Source organism: Synechococcus sp. MIT S9508, assembly GCF_047303045.1.
In the GTDB taxonomy this organism is placed as follows: domain Bacteria; phylum Cyanobacteriota; class Cyanobacteriia; order PCC-6307; family Cyanobiaceae; genus Synechococcus_C.
This window is the reverse complement of sequence record NZ_CP138941.1, coordinates 2,070,282-2,087,886: the sequence shown is the minus strand read 5'-3', so window position 1 is coordinate 2,087,886 and position 17,605 is coordinate 2,070,282. Positions and strand designations below refer to the sequence as shown.

Genomic DNA, 17,605 nt, shown 5'->3' with positions numbered 1-17,605 from the left:
CGTCAGCAGGTAGATGGTTTGTTCTCAGCGCCTGGTGGGGCGACTGTTCACGCGAGCATTGACCCGACCGTTCAAGCGTGCGTTGAGATTTCTGCTGGTTGGTCTGGTGGCATTGGCCTTGAGCATTGCCCCACCTCTGCTGAATGTGAAAGCCACTGAGGCTTTTCAGCAGCAACCCATGACCTCTAAGGGTTTAATTCCGATTGAAGATCAGCCGTTTTATCCGCTGCTGCTGAAGTCTTCCGAAACCTGGAGTGATGTCGTACTTGATCAGGTTGTGGGCGACAGCCCTCGAACAACCTTGCTGAACTTTTATTCCGTGATGGCGGATGTTGGTCTAAGGGCCGATCGTCTTGGTCAGAGATCTTCCGCCAAGGAACAGTCACGTCAGGAACAGATTGACGACACAAATTTGTTGTTCGCTCTGGCTGTTAAGGCACTGGATTCCAGTTCAATTCCCAAGAGCGTTCGCGATGACATGGCCGATGAGGCAGCGATTCAGCTCAAGCACGTACTCGATTATGTGTTCACTCATAGCCGGCAGTTGATTGAAGTCCCCGATGTGGAGAGGATGAAAGAGCTCAATGACCGACGTTCAACGCCGACAAATTCATGGCGTATTCCTGGAACGGCAGTCACGCTTACCTCGGATCTTGATGATGATCCGGAGAATGAAAGTTTTTATTTCTCTGCGTCAACCGTGTCATCGATCCGCTCGATGTACGACGAGATCCGAACCATCCCAGAGATTCAACAACCTTTCGCCACCCCACGTTTCTACTCAGATTTCATCCACACTCCCGGCTATCTGGTGCCACCAGATTGGTATCTGGCTCTTCCAAAGAGCTGGCGTGGCTTGTTCGAATGGCCAATCGGTGATCAGACGCTTTTTCAGGTTTTTTGCGCAGCACTCTTGATCGGTGTTTATGGGTTCATCTATCTGCGCTTGCTGCGGATGCTGTTCAACACTTATAAATCTGGCGCGCATCGAGTCGAAAATGATCGCTTGATCTTTCAACTCGATTCTTTGGCCTGGCAGCGGGTTTTGATTGTTCTGCCCGCGCTGCCTCTCACTTATGCCACTGAACAGCTGATCGATAACTTCCTCAATTTCACGGGATTTCCACTCGTGGTGGCCATCTATTCCTTTTATGTGATCTGGTATTTCTCGGCCAGTGTTCTCGTCTTCTTTTTATTCGAAGCGGTTGGTCGAAGCAGCTCTGAGTTCCTCGCACGGGTTCGTGGTGGTGAGTCTCCGATTCGATTGCGCAGGATCACGAGTCTGGTGATGCCAATCAGTCGCGTTGTCGGCGCATTGGTTTCTGTCGTGCTGATTTATCGGCTGCTGCTCCTGCTGGGTCTCCCTTCCAGCACCGTGCTGGCCTTTTCAGCCGTACCAGGTCTCGCTATCGGTCTCGGAGCTTCCAAGCTGCTCGGCAACCTGTTTGCTGGTTTGTCGATCCAAACCGATCGTCCTCTGCGGGTTGGCGAATTCTGCGAAGTCGGAGGCAATCTCGGCTTCGTGACCAAGATCGGCCTGCGTTCAATGGAACTGCAAACGCTGGAAAGCCGCGTCACGATCCCCAATTCCGTTGCGGATGAAGCCACGATCGTGAATTATTCAAGACGCGGTGTCAGCTGGGAGCGTCAGCCGGTGCAAGGGCTTGAGTTGCGCTTGCCGATTCGTGATCCGCTCTCACCGTTTCAGCTGGATGAGCTGATGCGTCAGGCCAGGCGCATGGTTACCGCATCTGAAACGCTGCAGTTGGAGGTGGAACTGCATGAACCTGTGGTGAGTCTCGAATCATTGGAAGACGGCACGAATCAACTGATTGTGTTTGTGATGGTTGAACTTCACGGTTGGACAGCATTTTTGAAAGTGCGTGAAACGCTGCTGGTGGCCCTGGAAGAGTTGCTGGAACGGGTTTCTCTCAGTGAGCTTGTGGTGGGTGTTGCCTACAGCACAACTCCTCAACAGTTGGAACGCATTCCGGAGCTGATGCGATCAGTGGTGGCGGAAGATTCTCAACTTGATTTCGAGGCCTGTCGGCTCGTGCGCATTTCAGCGTTCAGCTACGACCATGAATTGGAGATCCGTTCATGCCACGCCATGCATGACGACTTTGAAAACAGTGTGCACCGCCTCAATCGCAGGATCCTTGAGGTGCTCTCGCAGCATCGCATCGAGATCCCCTTCCCCACACAGACCTTGGAGCTGCATTCCTCTGAATCAAATCAATGATGCTGCGCATTCCAGAACCTGAAGTGATGAACGACCCGCTGCAGGTTGATGCCTACGCAGCTGCAGATTTCAGTGGAACGGACCAGGCGATGGTCGAGCGAATTGCCACGTTGCTTCACTCATCCGGCGCATCGTTCAAGCCTCAAGCACGTTTGCTGGATCTCGGATGCGGACCAGGAAATATTACGGCTCGTCTGGCCCAGCGATGGCCGAAGTGTTCAGTGCTCGGATTCGATGCGGCTGACCGGATGATTGCTGTGGCGGATGATCGCCGTCGTGCAGCCGGTTTGTCGCGCGAGCGCCTTCGCTATGAGAAGGCTCTGCTGCCGATTCACCAGGCGGAGCAACCAGCGGATCTGATTGTCAGCAATAGCTTGCTGCATCACCTCCACGACCCTCATCAGCTTTGGTCGTCGTTGATCCCACTGGCAGCGCCTCACTGCCTGGTGTTGCATCGCGACCTTCGTCGCCCGGACAGCGAGGCAAGTATTGATCGACTTTGTCAGTGCCATGTCGCTGACGCTCCGTTAGTGCTGCAACGGGATTACAGGGCATCGCTGCATGCGTCCTTCTCGTTGGAGGAGGTCAAAGCGCAGTTGCTGCTTGCTGCTCTGCAGCATCTGCAGGTGGTTGCCGTTGGAGATCGCTACCTGGAGGTGAGTGGCTGGATCACGGGCTGTCAGGCTGGATCTGGTCAACGCACACCATGAGCACCGATTCAGCACTTCAGGACGGACGTGAGCTGCTGGATGCGGTGGCGCGAAGGCGCAATTTTGCGATTATTTCTCACCCTGATGCGGGTAAAACCACGCTGACTGAGAAATTGCTGCTGTACGGGGGAGCGATTCAGCAGGCTGGTGCGGTGAAAGCCCGTGGTGAGCAGCGCAAGGTCACGTCCGATTGGATGGAGCTTGAGAAGCAACGGGGTATTTCGATCACCTCCACTGTTCTTCAGTTCGATTACACGGGTAACACCATCAATCTGCTGGATACGCCCGGCCACCAGGATTTCTCGGAAGACACCTACCGGACCTTGGCAGCAGCGGATAACGCCGTGATGCTTGAAGATGCGGCCAAGGGGCTTGAGCCGCAGACCCGCAAGCTGTTTGAGGTTTGTCGCATGCGGGAAATTCCTATCTTCACGTTCATCAACAAGATGGACCGACCGGGTCGGGAACCTCTGGCACTCCTCGATGAAATTGAATCGGAGCTGGAACTCACCCCTTGGGCCGTGAACTGGCCGATCGGCAGTGGCGAGCAGTTCCGTGGAGTGATTGATCGTCGTTCCCACGAAGTGATTCTGTTCAGTCGTGCTGAACGTGGGCGCCAATCGGAAGAACGTCATCTCTCTTTGGATGACCCTGATCTCAAAGACCTTGTGGAACCCGAGCTGCTGGAGCAGGCGGTTGAGGAGATGGAGCTGCTCGAAGCGGCAGGGGCTGAACTTGATCTCGAGCTGGTGCATGCCGGCGAGCTGACGCCGGTGTTTTTTGGTTCGGCGATGACCAATTTCGGCGTGCGTCCCTTCCTGAATGCGTTTCTGGAGATGGCTCAGAAGCCTGTGGCGCGTCAGGGGCAAGACGGTCCAGTCGATCCGTTGCGGCCTGATTTCAGTGGTTTCGTGTTCAAACTGCAGGCCAACATGGATCCTCGTCACAGAGACCGGGTCGCTTTTGTCCGTGTCTGCAGCGGGCGTTTTGAAAAAGACATGACAGTCCGTCATGCCCGCACGGGCAAGGCCATTCGCTTGTCACGCCCACAGAAACTGTTTGGACAAGATCGTGCGGTTGTGGAGGATGCGTTCCCAGGTGACGTGATTGGACTGAACAATCCCGGGATGTTCTCAATTGGCGATACGCTCTACACCGGAACCAAGGTGGAGTACGAGGGAATTCCCTGTTTCAGTCCAGAGATCTTCAGCTGGCTGCGTAATCCCAACCCCTCAGCATTCAAGAATTTCCGTAAGGGGGTCAATGAATTGCGTGAAGAGGGAGCTGTGCAGATCCTCTATGACAATGACGAAAGTAAAAGGGATCCAATCCTTGCTGCCGTCGGTCAGCTGCAACTTGAGGTTGTGCAGCATCGTCTTCAGAACGAATACGGTGTCGAAACTCGCTTGGAGCCACTGAGCTATCAAGTGGCTCGTTGGGTCACTGGTGGCTGGTCGTCGCTGGAGAAAGTCGGTCGGATTTTTAATTGCAAAACCGTGAGGGATGCATGGAATCGACCGGTTCTGTTATTCAAAAACGACTGGAATCTCAATCAGCTTCATGAAGAGCATCCTGATCTTGAGCTCAATGCTGTGGCTCCTGTTGTGAGTGGAGTTGAGCCGATCAGTCTCTGATCACAGAACTCGCTGATTGATCAGCTGAGGAAAAGCCCTCTCAAGCTGGAAGAGCTTTTCTGTTGGTTTTCAAATCTGGAAAAGCTGTTCAGCCGATCCCTCGTCGCCTTCTTCATTCGTTGAGCCAACAGGAATCAAGCGAATGGCTTTGCGACCGAGGTTGATTTCACCAGTCAGCATCAATAAACCTTGTCTATGTTTATTGATGAATGACATGCATTGGCTCGTCAACGATTTAATCCCGGTTTCATCTGTACGAGTCTGAGTTGGAGGCCTGTTGCTTTGAAATGCACCTCTGAAGTCAATGGTTTTTCTGGCGGATGAAAATTGCAGTTCCTATCCAGAAAAAACTTGATCAATATTGAAGAACTGCCTTGGTCAATGTGTATGTGTAGGTCTTGGTCGCAGGCTCCTCCAACCCTGTTCTCAGCAAAATCTGCGCTGGTCTGCACGAAGCTGCTCGCCAGCTAGTTCAGAGTTGTCTTCAGATCTGATTGGAGCCGTTGTTGGCTTCAATCCCAATCCTTGTTGAAATGTTGAGATTCACTCACGACAGCTTTTCAGTCACGGGCAAGCAAATTCATCGCCAGAATGTTGTCGCTTAAGCGGTCTGCTGTGGACACCCTCTGGCTGCTCCGTCCTTGTGATGACGGCGGTACCGATTACGTCTGTTTTCGTGATCATTGCGATCACGTTGAGGTTCTGGAGGGATATCATCAGCCTCCCCAAATGCCCCTGATCAAGCACCGTCAGGTCTTACTCAATGCCGATGTGCCCCGTTTTCGGCACCGTTTTGAGCGCCAGCAAGGATTTCGCCATGGTCCACCTCTGTTCTGAGTCGCTTCCGAATTCAAGGTTTGTGCTCGCTTGAGCGAGTCTCTCGATAATCTCTAGAGAGATTTCTGTATATCAATGGCTGCAGGGCTGGATCCAGGCTCGGATTCGGATCCAAAAGATCCCTATTCCATGCTCGGCGTCACTCCTGGCGCCGGATTTGACGACGTTCAAAAAGCAAGAGATCGGGTCGTCGCCTCTTGTGGTGATGATGCAGTTGCCCGCGCTCGTGTTGAGGCTGCTTACGACGCAGTCCTGATGGAGCGTCTACGAGATCGACAGTCTGGCCGTCTCAGTTCGGCGGCCGCCTCTGCTTCACAGGTGGAACGCCAACAGGTGTCTGCAGGAGTGCCCAGTAGTGGCAATGGTCCTGCCGCTTTGCTCACCCGTTTACGCGGCATGTCATTGCCGGCGCCGTCACTGAGTGGTGCCGGTTTTATGCCCGATCTGCAATTGGTGCAAGGTCAGGGTCTTGTGGTGCGCTCCATCGCAGGAGCTTTGGCATTACTGCTTTTGCTGCTGGCTCCCCAAACGGTCGACCTGCTTCTGCCCCTGTCAACCATCGCGGTGTTCATCAGTCAGGTCAAGCGAGGCCGTCGGCCCTTGGGCTCCCTTGGCTGGACCCTCCTGCTTCTGGTTGTTGGCCTGGCTCTGGGTGCATTGCTCAGTACTGTCACTGTTCAGGCGGGTCTGCCACTGGGTGTGGAGCAATGGCAGGCACTGCCCACCCTGCTGTTGTTGCTTGCCGGAGCTCTATTATTCGCCTGATTCGATCATTCCCTCAATCAGGCTTTGCAGCTCTGATTCATTGAATCGATAAGCCTCGCTGCAGAAATGACAGGTGAGCTCTGCGCCCTTGTCGTCTTCCAGCATGGACTGCAATTCTTCTTTGCCTAGCAACATGAGTGCGCCCAAGCTTCTTCTACGGCTGCAGGGACAATGGAACTGCACAGGTTGCGTCGGTTCGCTGCTTGGGATGGGCTGAGGATCAAGATCTGGGAAAACCTCCCGAAGCAACTGTTCCGGATGGTCACTGCAGCGGTGCAGCTTCTGGCTGAAATGCTCAATCTCGCGGCACCTCTCCTCGAGCAGAGCAACCAGAGCTGGCTCTTCTGCGGCCTTCGGCAGCACCTGAACCAGCAAGCCTCCGCTGCTCTGCAATCCTTCGCTGTTGATCGTTTCGCCCACGAACACCGCAGAGGGTGTCTGTTCGGAGTGGAGCAGATAGGAAGCGACATCCTCCCCGATGCCTCCGCTCACCAGCTCCACTGTGCTGCTGAAGGGTTCGCCTTTGCCGTCGTCCCTCACCACATGCAGATACCCCGTTCCTGCTGCTGAGGTGAAGTCGAAACTGGCTTGTCCTGCTGAATCGCTGATCGGGTCTAGTTCAAGCGAAGGGTTGCCGACAAAACCACGCACGCTTCCGTCACGGCCGGCATCCACTGTCAGGCCCTTGAGAGGGCCATCTGATCCCAGTCGCAGGTTGACGCGACCATGCTGAACCTTCATGGAGCTGGCCAGCAGTAGACCCGCACCCATGGCTCTGCCGAGTATCACGGTTGTTAGGTACGAGAGTCCGTGACGTGATTGGGCGGTACGAGTGGTTTCGCCGGTGGTTACCGCCACAAGCCTGATTCCCCCACCTGCTGCGGTGGCACGGACCAGCCGATCAGCCATGGCTCTACAACAATCCAGGCGTCATGGTGACAGAGCATGCAGTCGGCCATTGCGCAGGCGCAGGTGCTCACAGCTCCAGCCCTGGAATAGTTCCGGCTCGTGGGTCACCACGATCAGCAAACGCTCCTGGCTCAGCCGGTCAAGTAGTTCAAGCACTTCGGCACGCACTGACCAGTCGAGTCCTGCTGTGGGCTCGTCGAGCAGAAGTACATCCGGCTTGCGTAGCAGCTGCACCGCCAGAGCCAGACGCCGCTGCTGTCCGCCGCTGAGTCGCTCCGGAGCCTGACGCCCATCCACTCTGCTGAGTCCGACCTTTCGCAGCGCCGCAATCATCTCTTCGCTGCTTAGCCGCCTGTGGCCCAGCTTCAGTTCCTGGTTGACGCTCAAGCCCAGAAAGTGTCGCTCTGGAAACTGAAACACCACTCCGCAAAGCCAGCGTCGTTGGCGCTGATTGAGTGGCTGCCCCTTCCAGCTGATGCTGCCGGTGTCAGCACCGGCCATCCCACTGATCACCTCCAGCAGGCTGGTCTTTCCACTGCCGCTGTCGCCGGATATCAGCAGTGGGCGCCCTGGATCGGCCTTCAGCTGGATGCTGTTCAAGACCAAGTGTTCTGCCGTTGCAGGTTTGTAGTTGATATTTGTGAGTTCCAGCATTCCGATCGAATGCCCCGGTCTGGGCTGCCTTGGCTCCCCAGCATGGTCGATGGCTCCGTCGACGGCGATGATGACGGGATCAGCGGTGGGTCATGCGCGTTCGCTTCCGAGAGGTTGATCCCTTCAATTGCTGGGTCTGGTTGCGATTCAGCGAGATTCCCAGTCAGGGAGAACGGAATTATGTGGATGGCATCTTTGACAGTTGGTATGTGCTGGGACGTCTTGGCGGGTTCAATGCCGAGAGCCTGCAGGTTCACGAAGAAGGCGATGAGCTCAGCTGGATGAGCTACGAAACCGAGGAGGCAACCGGGGTGATGCCGGCTCTGATGCACAACATGGGCCAGATGGAGTACCAGCAGGACTGGGCCCGTTGCTGGATTGATCTGGGCACCAGTGATGGGATTGCCCTCGATGTTCTGATCAATGCCCTGCGACAACTTGATTCTGATGTGGTGCAGCTCGAGGAACTGTTGATCGGAGGCGTGAATGACGACTGGCCTGTGGAAGACCATCCCGACAGTGTGTTCCCCGGCATGGGTTGAGCGTTGACGTGGCGGAACGACGTCGCCTGCTGATCGCCTCCCGCAGGTTGCAGTCTGCGGATGACCATCGTCGCTTTGTGCTTGAGGATCATGAATCGCGCTACCTGCGCAAGGTTCTGCGGCTGAAGCAAGGTGCTCAGGTGGATGTCATCGATGGCCGGGGCAACCTGTGGGTGGCTCGTCTTTTGAACGGTCATCAACTTGAGTTGTGCTCAGAGATCGACGCGCCTAGTCAGACTGTGATCTCCCCAAGGCCGAAACTGGGCCTTGCCATTGCGTTGATCCGTCGAGGAATGGATGACGTGATGCGGATGGGTTGTGAGTTGGGTGTGGATCGGTTGCAGACGCTGGCTTGTCAACACTCCGTTCCCCAGGCTGATTATCGTCCGGAGCGTTGGGGCTCGATCCTGCAGGAAGCCGTTGAACAGTGCGAGCGGCTCTGGGCTCCTGAACTGCCTGAACTGTGTCCCGCCGCAGAGTGGTGGGACACACCGGGGCCGCACGACCTGCGCTTGATTGCGGTGGCTCGCGAGTTGGAGAGTCCTCGATTGTCTGAATGGCTTGCGACTCAGGCCTCAGTGGATCGATCCATCTGGCTGTCGATCGGACCCGAGGGAGGGTGGAGCCAGCAGGAACTGGCTGCAGCACAAGCAGCAGGCTGGATCTTTGTGTCTCTGGGTGACACCATCCTGCGCAGTTCCACCGCTGCTGTGGCTGGGATCAGCAGCCTCAGTAACTGGCGCACGCTCAGGTGCTGAGGCTCCGGCGCTTACAGGCATCGATTAAAGGTCTCCCGGTCACTCCCATGCGCTGCATCAGCGTGATCTGCACAGAGGAGGGGCTTTGAAGCGCCTCTCTCAGACCAGAGTCTGAGCAAGTTTCATGTTGCTTAGGGCAGAAGGTGCGTCACGCCTGTGATCGTCCACTGAAGCATTAATGGAACGACGCATCAATGGATCAGATCAGGATTGTGCCTGATATAGGCCTGCCCCAGATCGTTTAGCTCTGGAATAGCTCGCTGGCCATGCTGCGGAAGCCGGCCAGATTGTTGCCTGGACGACGCTTGCCGGGACGAATCGAGTTGCCAGGTTGGAGAGCATCTGGGGCAAAGGTGGTCAATTGAATCTCCGGTTTAGCGGCTTCTGCGGCGGCTAGCTCTGCGGCGATGGCCTCTGCAGTGGTCAGAGATGGCTTGGCTTTCGGAGCGTCTTCATTGCTCTTTGCAGTGGTATCGGGATTGCTTGCAGCTTGGCTTTCAGCAACTACGGCCACAGGAGCAGGAGCAGGAGCAGGAGCTGGATCAACAGCAGGGGCAGGGACAGCCTCTGCAACTGGAGCTGGGACCGCTGCTGGCTGGGATGGCTCAGCAGCAGGGGCAGGGACAGCCTCTGCAACTGGAGCTGGGACCGCTGCTGGCTGGGATGGCTCAGCAGCGGTCTCGACCTTCTCCGGCTTGGGTTCAGGCTTTGTCTCTGCCGCCTGCGGTTCCTGCTCTCCCAGCTCAAGGAAGAAACCCTTTCTGTTCAGCACCATGCCTGAGCGGGGAAATCGTCAAGCTGATTATCCGTGCCGAAGCGCCCGTCAGCGTTGATGCTTAGGGCAGTGCAACACAGCCTGATGTTTTTCACGCCTTTTGAGCTCCCGTCTCAAACCGCTGCGCTGTGGCTCACCGCGCTCCTGGTTAATGCGCTCTTGATCGGTTTTGCTCAGCGCTTTCCTTTGCTCACCCGCGCCGGTTGGTGTCATGCAGGCATACTTGGCACGGCGCTCTGGGGTTCGCTGGCTTGGCGCGGCTGGTTGGCAGTTGTGGCGTATCTCGTGCTTGGTTCGCTGGTCACCAAGCTTGGCTTTGCCAGGAAGCAGGAGCTTGGTCTTGCCGAGGGGCGAGGCGGTCGTCGCGGTCCAGAAAATGTTTGGGGCTCGGCCTTCACCGGTCTTGTGCTGGCTTTGCTGATCGCCGCTCGCATCGGTTCGCCGATGTTGTTGTTGATCGGCTTCTCCGCGAGTTTTGCGGCCAAACTGGCCGACACCTTCGGCAGTGAGATCGGCAAGCGCTGGGGCCGGACCACCTTGCTGATCACCACCCTGAGGCCGGTGCCCGCTGGGACCGAGGGTGCGGTGAGTGTGGAAGGAACCCTGGCCAGTGCCGTTGGCAGTCTGCTGATGACTGTTGTGATGGCTCTGCTTGGATTGCTTCAATCCGGAGCTGCCTTTGCTGTTGTGCTGGTGGTGGGTTTCATCGCCACACTGCTGGAAAGTTTGTTGGGAGCTCTTGGCCAGGACCGCTGGCCCTGGCTGAGCAATGAGCTGGTTAATGGTCTGCAGACCGCCTGGGCGGCAGGACTGGCGATCGTTTTCGCTTGGCTTCTGGGTGTGTCGGGCTGATATCTGGTATTTCTAATTAGTCGTCCTGACTCCAGTATTACCAGTCATTTTTAAGGAGTGAAGAACCCGCTGCACTTACAGAATGCATTCACGCGCTGCTGCCAAGCAGCCTCAGCAAGGGTCCATCTACAGCTTGTGAGTGGAGCCAAAGGCTCAAAGCGTCCTCGTATTTCATCTTCCGTCGGGTCTTGAGCAGAGCAGGCTGACCACCGGGCATCGATGTCAATGGCCAGCCATCAACCGCCCCGAGAAAGACACGGAACAGATCGCGAACGGCACAAACTTGGATCCGTAGGAGCAGAAGGGGGGCATGGGGGTCATTGAGTGTCCTTGCAGGTACGTAATAGGGCCTTGGAAATTTCTGCTGGAGTTTGGGCGGTCAAGTCCACCGAGCGGGCAGAAGCCCTGGAGGGACAAATGGCCACCATGAAGCCCGCTAGCTCTGTTGATGGCCGGAAGGACTTCCTGGCTGACTTCTAGAGCTGCAGTTCAGCGCCCCTCTGAATACCATCCTGGCAATGGTCACCGTTTTGGTTGACTTCAATGCCAGAGAACTGGATTCCTGGGCTTCAATCTCCTAAGCCTTCCGCTGCCGACCTCAAGAAAGGGCCAACTGTCGTGGGTGTCTCTGAAGAGGGCAAAAATTAGAAGGTCATTTCCCTGGAAGAGATTGAACAGGCCAAGGAGTCAGGCTTCGAGGTTCACAACGATGGTCGAGCCCCAGACTTTTAAGGCTCCAGATCAGTTCTCCAAGCAGGCTCAGCGACGGTCCACCCAAGACTCTTCAACTGGAACCAAAGGCTCGCGGCATCTTCATACCGCATCTCCCTTCTTGTCTTGAGCAGAGCAGGTCCATCAGGCATTGGCCTGCCGTCGTCCAGAAACACCCTTTGATCTCTGACATAGGTGCTATTCGGGTCTCTGTGGAACCGAGCACGCCAGCAGCCCTTTGGATCTGAAAGCCATCCGTCCATCATTCATCACTGGCAAGTACAGCTGTACTACTCGCAGGGAGGGGTGGTCGTCAAGTAATTGGCTCGCTTTCCAGCTGGCAGAAACTCGAGTCATACGCTTAGCTCGGGCGATGACCTCAGCCCTTGTTCTGACTGTTGCTCTGCTGCTGGCCTCTGCTGTTGCCATCGCCCCACTGCCTTTGAAGGCGCAGGACGGCAGTGGGGATTACCAGACCAGAACTCCTTCAGATGGCGTGGCTGGGGTTGTTGACTTCAGTAGTCCTGAACCAGATCCAGGTGGCATTGGGTTGGAACCGGGACCAGGCACAGAGGTGAACAACGAGCCGGCGCTGCCTGACGAAAGACTAAATGAGGCTGATAAATCCAAGAAGCAGTAGCGAGAAGGAGTCGGGGCTTATCTGATGACGCCCCACCCATGAGGGTGGCCGTATTGCATTAAGCGGTACTACCGACAACCGAATTATTACTCGTTAATTTTATCCGTGAAGAACTGGCTGCTTTACAGATCCGATGAAATGGGCTTATTCAATAACACCGTTGCAGTCGGGGCTCTTTTTTAATATCTGAAAGGCCACTAGAAAATCATCTTTGAATTCGGTTATCTTTGGGTCTGTTTCGAATGATTCACGTATCCCATCGAAGACACTCACTCCGTTTGCTTTGGAGATGATTCCTGCTTTGACTGACTGGCAAAGAGTTGCACCGGCTCCAGCAGTGAATCCAAACCAATAAGAGTTTGGATCGTATGGATTCTCAGCCTTGGCAGTGGTTGTCGCTAGCAAAAGACCGCCTAACAAGGCAAGGGTCTTGATTGATTGATTTCTCATCAGTCGATTATAGGCCAGAAAATCACAGCATCTTCCTGTTTAGATAGGCCTTCAATGCACAAGTTCTTCTGCTTGCATAGGCCCGATAGAATTATTCAGTGAGTGACTGGTGTCTCTAATGCCTCAACTACCTGTGTTCAAGTCCTTGGCTGTCTCTGTATCAATACCAGCTTTAACGCTTGTTGTAGTGCCACATAGCGTGCACTTAATGACTGTCTGTACTCGGTTGTTTACTTTGATTTGCATTGCTATTTTCATTGCTCACTCCTGTTAGGACGTGGCTCAATTGATGCCTAGGCAAGATTAAGTCTTGAAGCTGAAGATTTGATTGTGTTGAGTTAGCTTGACGCTTTTTGCATTTTTAAGCAGTACTAAGAATAATGTGATCAAAATCAGTGAAAGCACAAGACCATTTGCTTGCAATATTAAAAGCTGAAGGTGCTTGCAGCCGTTATTTATTAATAAAATTATTTCCCTATCAATTTGCGTCCCACCTCCTCAGGAACCCTTTCAAGGTCCGCTGATTCATGGCTGGCTCACATCACTCTTGAGGATGAACGGATGCATCCTCAAGGGGGAGGAATGGGCAGGTGACCATTGCTTGCCAGTGCGCCCGATCAGGTAGGAGATGAACGCCAACATCAGCACACCTGCGCAGTACTGAATCAGTACGGTGATTGAGGTCACCTCAAAGCTCAATATCACCTTGAACGCCGTCACGATCAGGGCAACAATGATCACCTTGGTGAGCTTCTTTTTCAGACCATCGAGATCTTGGATGTTCAGCAGATTGCGTCTTGAAGACGATTCAGCGTTCTGTAGCGGGTCGATGTCGGAAATCACCAGCTCGTAGATGCCATAGCCAAAAATCAGCAGGGCGATGCCGATGAGGTAGTAGTCGATTCCTCCCACCACCTCCCCAATCAGCAGCGTGCTGTTGTCGTGGGTGAAGTCACCTCGAAAGACTTTTCTGAGAACGCTGATCTCTGCGTAGGTGCCGATGACAAAACAGCTGATGCTCCCCAGCAGACTCATCACCACGGGAATCAGTGTGATCAGTCGGAACTTCCAGATCAGCCCTTCAAATTTGCACTCCAGGCGGCTCGATCGGTTCATGCTCGGCTTTTCATGGTGGCGCTTGGTCTGGTCGTTTGGGTGAGAAGGGATGACTTAAGCGAGGTTCTCCGATGTCGGAGGTCTGGAAGGAGGTGGAGGGCCCAGAAGCGCTGGTATGGAGAGTCCTATAAGGGCTGAGCTCACGGTCAGAAAGACAGCCAGTGGAATGGGCTTCACCAGTGGCTGCCGTTCCATCACGGTGCCGCAACGGAAGCAAACAGGCAGGGCCCCTTTCGGCGGGTGCAGGACGACCGCAGGACCACAACAGCAATCAGGGCAGCGGAATCGAGGCATGGCCGAAGAGCGCGTGCTGATACACGCAGTGGCGAACTGTGAATTGCGACAATCATGAGTTGCCGTCAGTGGTCCTGCCATGCCCCTCAGCTCCCTGGTGCGCCTGCTGCAGTGCTCAGCGCTGACCAGTGAGCTCGGCGAACGCATCGATCGCCCCGACCGGCTCCTGCTCCGCGGAGGTGGTCGGGGGGCCAGGGCTCTTGTGGCCAGTGCGCTGGCGCGCCAACAGGATCGGCCTCTGCTTGTGGTCGTGCCGACCCTTGAGGAGGCGGGTCGCTGGACGGCTCTTCTGGACCTGATGGGCTGGCGCAGTGCCCAGCTCTATCCCACCAGTGAAGGTTCGCCCTATGAACCGTTTGACCCCACCAGTGAAATCACCTGGGGGCAGTTGCAGGTGCTCAGTGAATTGCAGCTCGATCAACAGAGCTGCGATCTGGCGATTGTGGCCACGGAGCGCTGTCTTCAACCGCATCTGCCATCGCCGCAGGCTTTATCTGATCGATGTCGAACCCTTCGTAAAGGCGACAGCGTCGACCTTGAGGATCTAGCCACCAGCCTGGCCCAGCTTGGTTATGAACGGGTTTCCACCATCGATCAGGAAGGTACCTGGAGCCGCCGTGGCGACATCGTTGATGTTTTCCCAGTCAGCAGTGAACTGCCGGTGCGTCTGGAGTTCTTTGGTGATGAGCTCGACAAGCTGCGTGAATTTGATCCCGCCAGCCAGCGTTCCCTTGACCCGATCGAAAGTCTGAGGCTGACCCCGACAGGCTTCAGTCCTTTGATCGCTGAACAGCTGCGCGATGCCATGCCCGATGGTCTCGATCAGTTTCTCAGTGAGGAATCCCTGTCTGAATTGCTGGAAGGGGGGACTCCCGAGGGCATGCGCCGCCTACTTGGACTGGCCTGGAAGCAGCCTGCCTCACTTCTCGACTATCTCCCGGCCAACAGCTTTGTGGCCATTGATGAGCGACGTCATGGCCGCTCCCATGGGGACCAGTGGCTGGACCATGCCAGGGAGCATCACGACGAACTGGCGTTGCCGTTGCCGATCCTGCATCGAGACATCGAGGAGGCGATGGGGCTGGCTGAAGCTTTCCCAGGGTTTGATCTGGCTGAGTTGCAGGAAAGTGATGACCATCCCAACGCTTTTGATCTCAACAGTCGTCCTGTGCCGGCCTATCCCAATCAGTTCGGAAAGCTTGGTGAACTGATCAAGAGCTACGGCAAGGAGAAACAGGCCGTTTGGCTGCTGTCTGCCCAGCCCAGTCGAGCTGTTGCGTTGCTCGAAGAGCATGACTGCATCAGTCGTTTCGTTCCCAATGCTGCCGATGCGCCTGCCATCGAGCGTCTGATTGAAGAGGGAACACCTGTTGCTTTGAAGACACGCGGCACTGCTGACCTCGAGGGTCTGCAGCTTCCCGCCTGGCGGATCGCTCTCATCACTGACCGCGAGTTTTTTGGGCAGCAAACCCTCACCAGCACGGGCTATGTGCGCCGCCGCCGCAAGGCAGCCAGTCGCACGGTGGATCCCAACAAAATGCAGCCTGGGGATTTCGTGGTGCATCGCAATCACGGCATCGGCCGTTTCCAGAAGCTGGAAAAGTTGGCGATCAGCGGCGAGGTGCGTGACTACCTGGTGGTGCAGTACGCCGACGGCATCCTGCGGGTGGCGGCGGATCAGCTGGGCAGCCTTGGTCGTTATCGCGCCAACAGTGATGCTCCACCCCAACTCAGCAAGATGGGCGGTTCGGCCTGGGTCAAGGCCAAGGAACGTGCCGGAAAGGCCTTGCGCAAGGTGGCGCTCGACCTGGTGAAGCTTTACGCCGAGCGACATCAGGCCCCTGGATTCGCGTTTCCGGTTGACGGCCCTTGGCAGAACGAGCTGGAGGAGTCATTCCCTTATGAACCAACCCCGGATCAGCTCAAGGCCACAGTCGATGTGAAGCGGGATATGGAGAAGTCGCAACCGATGGATCGCCTGGTTTGCGGCGATGTGGGCTTCGGCAAAACCGAGGTAGCGATCCGGGCCATCTTCAAGGCGATTACGGCCGGTAAACAGGTGGCGATGTTGGCTCCCACAACAGTGCTTGCCCAGCAGCATTGGCGAACGCTTTCAGAGCGTTTTGCGCCCTATCCCATCAAGGTGGCTCTGCTCAATCGCTTCCGAACCACCAGCGAGCGGAAGTCGATCCTTGAAGGTCTTAAGAAAGGCACCATCGACGCCGTTGTGGGAACGCATCAGCTGCTGAGCAAGAGCACGGTGTTCGACAAGCTCGGCCTGCTGGTGGTGGATGAAGAACAGCGCTTCGGTGTCAACCAAAAGGAAAAGATCAAGGCGCTGCGCAAGGACGTCGACGTGCTCACTCTTTCGGCGACGCCGATTCCGCGCACGCTCTACATGAGCCTTTCAGGAGTGCGTGAGATGAGCTTGATCACCACGCCCCCTCCCTTGCGCCGACCGATCAAGACCCATCTGGCCGCTCTCGATGAAGAGGCGGTTCGCAGTGCCATTCGTCAGGAGCTTGATCGCGGAGGCCAAGTCTTTTACGTGGTCCCGAGGGTCGAGGGTATTGAAGATGTGGCTGGTCAGCTGCGTCAGATGCTTCCTGGCCTGCGACTACTGGTGGCGCACGGTCAAATGGCTGAGGGCGAGCTGGAGAGCGCCATGGTGGCTTTCAACGGCGGTGAAGCGGATGTGATGCTCTGCACCACGATCGTGGAAAGCGGACTCGACATCCCCAGAGTCAACACAATCCTGATTGAGGATGCCCATCGATTCGGACTGGCGCAGCTTTATCAGTTGCGAGGACGTGTCGGTCGTAGTGGCATCCAGGCCCATGCCTGGTTGTTTTATCCCGGTAATGCCTCTCTCAGTGAAGCGGCACGGCAGCGACTGAGGGCGATTCAGGAATTTGCCCAGCTGGGCAGTGGTTATCAGCTGGCGATGCGGGATATGGAGATCCGCGGGGTTGGAAACCTATTGGGAGTGCAGCAGAGCGGGCAGATGGAAGCCATTGGATTTGATCTCTACATGGAGATGCTTCAGGAATCCCTGGCCGAGATCCAGGGCCAGGACATTCCTGCGGTTGACGATACCCAGGTGGATCTGCAGGTCACTGCGTTCATTCCTGCTGACTGGATCACCGATGCCGACGAGAAGATGGCGGCCTATCGATCGGCAGCAGAGTGTGTCAGCAGCGAGTCGTTGGTTGAACTTGCAGCAATTTGGGCCGATCGCTACGGCGCTCTGCCCGGACCGGTTCAGTCGCTGCTCCAACTCATGGATCTGAAGCTTTTGGCCAAACGTTGCGGTTTTTCACGCATCCGTCCTGAGAAGCCGAACATCGCCCTGGAGACACCGATGGAGGAGCCGGCTTTTCGCCTGTTACGCCAGGGGTTGCCGCAGCACTTACATGGTCGGCTTGTCTATCAGCCCGGGGCTGGTGCGACGGCCAAGGTGATGGCCAGAGGCCTGGGAGTGTTGCCGATGGAGAAGCAGCTTGAGGAAATCAAGAGCTGGCTTGAGCAGATGGCCGCTCAGATTCCTGATGCCGAAGGGCTCACAGCCGATGAGCGCGAAAAACAGCAAACCGCCCGTAACGAGGCCGTTCTCAGCGTTTAACCCTTCGCGTTGATCCTGGCGAACGGGCAAAGATGAGAAAGTTCCTACACATTGCGCAATTCTTCGTTACGCTGGCCGAAGCAAAATGGACCAC

General features: G+C 55.9%; 19 protein-coding genes. 10 read left to right on the top strand and 9 right to left on the bottom strand.

Features of this window, described 5'->3' with window-relative positions; all coding sequences use genetic code 11:
* Positions 1 to 13: 13 nt before the first annotated feature.
* The 3 genes from SIB42_RS11560 to SIB42_RS11550 are packed head-to-tail and all read left to right on the top strand — an operon-like array spanning position 14 to position 4,586.
* Entirely contained in the window at positions 14 to 2,242 is a 2,229-nt protein-coding gene (locus SIB42_RS11560; RefSeq protein ID WP_231856455.1) for a mechanosensitive ion channel family protein, read from the top strand.
* Positions 2,242 to 2,952: a class I SAM-dependent methyltransferase gene (locus tag SIB42_RS11555; RefSeq protein ID WP_369818462.1), complete on the top strand. Its 711-nt coding sequence runs from the start codon at positions 2,242 to 2,244 to the stop codon at positions 2,950 to 2,952. The genes SIB42_RS11560 and SIB42_RS11555 overlap by 1 nt, the downstream gene beginning before the upstream one ends.
* Entirely contained in the window at positions 2,949 to 4,586 is a 1,638-nt protein-coding gene (locus SIB42_RS11550) for a peptide chain release factor 3 (RefSeq protein WP_067096908.1), read from the top strand. The genes SIB42_RS11555 and SIB42_RS11550 overlap by 4 nt, the downstream gene beginning before the upstream one ends.
* Before the next feature lie 69 nt (positions 4,587 to 4,655).
* Here the strand turns inward: SIB42_RS11550 and SIB42_RS11545 are convergent, their stop codons facing one another.
* A complete protein-coding gene (locus SIB42_RS11545; RefSeq protein ID WP_156485240.1) occupies positions 4,656 to 4,802 on the bottom strand; it encodes a hypothetical protein in 147 nt (48 codons plus the stop codon).
* A 375-nt stretch (positions 4,803 to 5,177) separates the two neighbouring features.
* On the opposite strand from SIB42_RS11545, the gene SIB42_RS11540 reads away from it, so the two are divergent.
* Together SIB42_RS11540 and SIB42_RS11535 are read left to right on the top strand one after the other, a co-directional pair.
* A complete protein-coding gene (locus SIB42_RS11540; protein WP_067096911.1) occupies positions 5,178 to 5,423 on the top strand; it encodes a hypothetical protein in 246 nt (81 codons plus the stop codon).
* Positions 5,424 to 5,498: 75 nt separating this feature from the next.
* Positions 5,499 to 6,188, top strand: a complete 690-nt coding sequence (locus SIB42_RS11535) for a CPP1-like family protein (RefSeq protein WP_067096914.1) — start codon at positions 5,499 to 5,501, stop codon at positions 6,186 to 6,188.
* Here SIB42_RS11535 and hslO read toward each other — a convergent pair.
* Positions 6,177 to 7,097 (bottom strand): Hsp33 family molecular chaperone HslO, encoded by a 921-nt coding sequence (gene hslO / locus SIB42_RS11530; protein ID WP_067096917.1) that lies wholly within the window; start codon positions 7,095 to 7,097, stop codon positions 6,177 to 6,179. The genes SIB42_RS11535 and hslO overlap by 12 nt on opposite strands.
* A gap of 21 nt (positions 7,098 to 7,118) precedes the next feature.
* On the bottom strand, positions 7,119 to 7,751 hold the full coding sequence (locus tag SIB42_RS11525) for an ABC transporter ATP-binding protein (RefSeq protein ID WP_067096920.1): 633 nt from the start codon (positions 7,749 to 7,751) through the stop codon (positions 7,119 to 7,121).
* A gap of 92 nt (positions 7,752 to 7,843) precedes the next feature.
* On the opposite strand from SIB42_RS11525, the gene SIB42_RS11520 reads away from it, so the two are divergent.
* A complete protein-coding gene (locus tag SIB42_RS11520; protein WP_067096925.1) occupies positions 7,844 to 8,293 on the top strand; it encodes a DUF3531 family protein in 450 nt (149 codons plus the stop codon).
* Between the two features lie 8 nt (positions 8,294 to 8,301).
* Positions 8,302 to 9,051 carry a 16S rRNA (uracil(1498)-N(3))-methyltransferase gene (locus tag SIB42_RS11515; RefSeq protein ID WP_067097160.1) on the top strand — a complete coding sequence of 250 codons (750 nt, stop codon included), beginning with the start codon at positions 8,302 to 8,304 and terminating at the stop codon, positions 9,049 to 9,051.
* 241 nt (positions 9,052 to 9,292) lie between these two features.
* On the opposite strand, the gene SIB42_RS11510 is transcribed toward SIB42_RS11515, so the two are convergent.
* Positions 9,293 to 9,826, bottom strand: a complete 534-nt coding sequence (locus SIB42_RS11510) for a hypothetical protein (RefSeq protein ID WP_074160766.1) — start codon at positions 9,824 to 9,826, stop codon at positions 9,293 to 9,295.
* An 84-nt stretch (positions 9,827 to 9,910) separates the two neighbouring features.
* Between SIB42_RS11510 and SIB42_RS11505 the strand changes: the two genes are divergently transcribed.
* Positions 9,911 to 10,678 (top strand): DUF92 domain-containing protein, encoded by a 768-nt coding sequence (locus tag SIB42_RS11505; RefSeq protein WP_067097163.1) that lies wholly within the window; start codon positions 9,911 to 9,913, stop codon positions 10,676 to 10,678.
* Positions 10,679 to 10,766: 88 nt separating this feature from the next.
* Here SIB42_RS11505 and SIB42_RS11500 read toward each other — a convergent pair whose 3' ends face one another.
* Entirely contained in the window at positions 10,767 to 10,943 is a 177-nt protein-coding gene (locus SIB42_RS11500) for a DUF1651 domain-containing protein (protein WP_413328679.1), read from the bottom strand.
* Between the two features lie 463 nt (positions 10,944 to 11,406).
* Positions 11,407 to 11,652: a DUF1651 domain-containing protein gene (locus tag SIB42_RS11495; RefSeq protein WP_231856457.1), complete on the bottom strand. Its 246-nt coding sequence runs from the start codon at positions 11,650 to 11,652 to the stop codon at positions 11,407 to 11,409.
* A 110-nt stretch (positions 11,653 to 11,762) separates the two neighbouring features.
* Here SIB42_RS11495 and SIB42_RS11490 point away from each other — a divergent pair, with 110 nt between their 5' ends.
* A complete protein-coding gene (locus SIB42_RS11490; protein ID WP_067096931.1) occupies positions 11,763 to 12,029 on the top strand; it encodes a hypothetical protein in 267 nt (88 codons plus the stop codon).
* A 144-nt stretch (positions 12,030 to 12,173) separates the two neighbouring features.
* Here the strand turns inward: SIB42_RS11490 and SIB42_RS11485 are convergent, their stop codons facing one another.
* From SIB42_RS11485 to SIB42_RS11475, 3 genes are all read right to left on the bottom strand, one after another.
* Positions 12,174 to 12,479, bottom strand: a complete 306-nt coding sequence (locus tag SIB42_RS11485; RefSeq protein WP_067096934.1) for a hypothetical protein — start codon at positions 12,477 to 12,479, stop codon at positions 12,174 to 12,176.
* Positions 12,480 to 13,004: 525 nt separating this feature from the next.
* Positions 13,005 to 13,595 carry a YqhA family protein gene (locus SIB42_RS11480; RefSeq protein ID WP_082825076.1) on the bottom strand — a complete coding sequence of 197 codons (591 nt, stop codon included), beginning with the start codon at positions 13,593 to 13,595 and terminating at the stop codon, positions 13,005 to 13,007.
* Between the two features lie 194 nt (positions 13,596 to 13,789).
* Entirely contained in the window at positions 13,790 to 13,945 is a 156-nt protein-coding gene (locus tag SIB42_RS11475) for a hypothetical protein (RefSeq protein WP_413328004.1), read from the bottom strand.
* Between the two features lie 23 nt (positions 13,946 to 13,968).
* Between SIB42_RS11475 and mfd the strand changes: the two genes are divergently transcribed.
* Complete coding sequence (mfd, locus tag SIB42_RS11470; protein ID WP_067096937.1) at positions 13,969 to 17,511, top strand: transcription-repair coupling factor; 3,543 nt, start codon at positions 13,969 to 13,971, stop codon at positions 17,509 to 17,511.
* Positions 17,512 to 17,605 lie beyond the last annotated feature (94 nt).

Coding starts and splice junctions, on each gene's coding strand:
- mfd (WP_067096937.1), top strand. CDS start 13,969: ATGCCCCTCAGCTCCCTGGTGCGCCTGCTGCAGTGCTCAGCGCTGACC.
- SIB42_RS11540 (WP_067096911.1), top strand. CDS start 5,178: ATGTTGTCGCTTAAGCGGTCTGCTGTGGACACCCTCTGGCTGCTCCGT.
- SIB42_RS11535 (WP_067096914.1), top strand. CDS start 5,499: ATGGCTGCAGGGCTGGATCCAGGCTCGGATTCGGATCCAAAAGATCCC.
- SIB42_RS11545 (WP_156485240.1), bottom strand. CDS start 4,802: ATGTCATTCATCAATAAACATAGACAAGGTTTATTGATGCTGACTGGT.
- SIB42_RS11480 (WP_082825076.1), bottom strand. CDS start 13,595: ATGAACCGATCGAGCCGCCTGGAGTGCAAATTTGAAGGGCTGATCTGG.
- SIB42_RS11550 (WP_067096908.1), top strand. CDS start 2,949: ATGAGCACCGATTCAGCACTTCAGGACGGACGTGAGCTGCTGGATGCG.
- hslO (WP_067096917.1), bottom strand. CDS start 7,097: ATGGCTGATCGGCTGGTCCGTGCCACCGCAGCAGGTGGGGGAATCAGG.
- SIB42_RS11485 (WP_067096934.1), bottom strand. CDS start 12,479: ATGAGAAATCAATCAATCAAGACCCTTGCCTTGTTAGGCGGTCTTTTG.
- SIB42_RS11520 (WP_067096925.1), top strand. CDS start 7,844: ATGCGCGTTCGCTTCCGAGAGGTTGATCCCTTCAATTGCTGGGTCTGG.
- SIB42_RS11475 (WP_413328004.1), bottom strand. CDS start 13,945: ATGATTGTCGCAATTCACAGTTCGCCACTGCGTGTATCAGCACGCGCT.
- SIB42_RS11555 (WP_369818462.1), top strand. CDS start 2,242: ATGCTGCGCATTCCAGAACCTGAAGTGATGAACGACCCGCTGCAGGTT.
- SIB42_RS11510 (WP_074160766.1), bottom strand. CDS start 9,826: ATGGTGCTGAACAGAAAGGGTTTCTTCCTTGAGCTGGGAGAGCAGGAA.
- SIB42_RS11560 (WP_231856455.1), top strand. CDS start 14: ATGGTTTGTTCTCAGCGCCTGGTGGGGCGACTGTTCACGCGAGCATTG.
- SIB42_RS11495 (WP_231856457.1), bottom strand. CDS start 11,652: ATGGACGGATGGCTTTCAGATCCAAAGGGCTGCTGGCGTGCTCGGTTC.
- SIB42_RS11505 (WP_067097163.1), top strand. CDS start 9,911: ATGTTTTTCACGCCTTTTGAGCTCCCGTCTCAAACCGCTGCGCTGTGG.
- SIB42_RS11525 (WP_067096920.1), bottom strand. CDS start 7,751: ATGCTGGAACTCACAAATATCAACTACAAACCTGCAACGGCAGAACAC.
- SIB42_RS11490 (WP_067096931.1), top strand. CDS start 11,763: ATGACCTCAGCCCTTGTTCTGACTGTTGCTCTGCTGCTGGCCTCTGCT.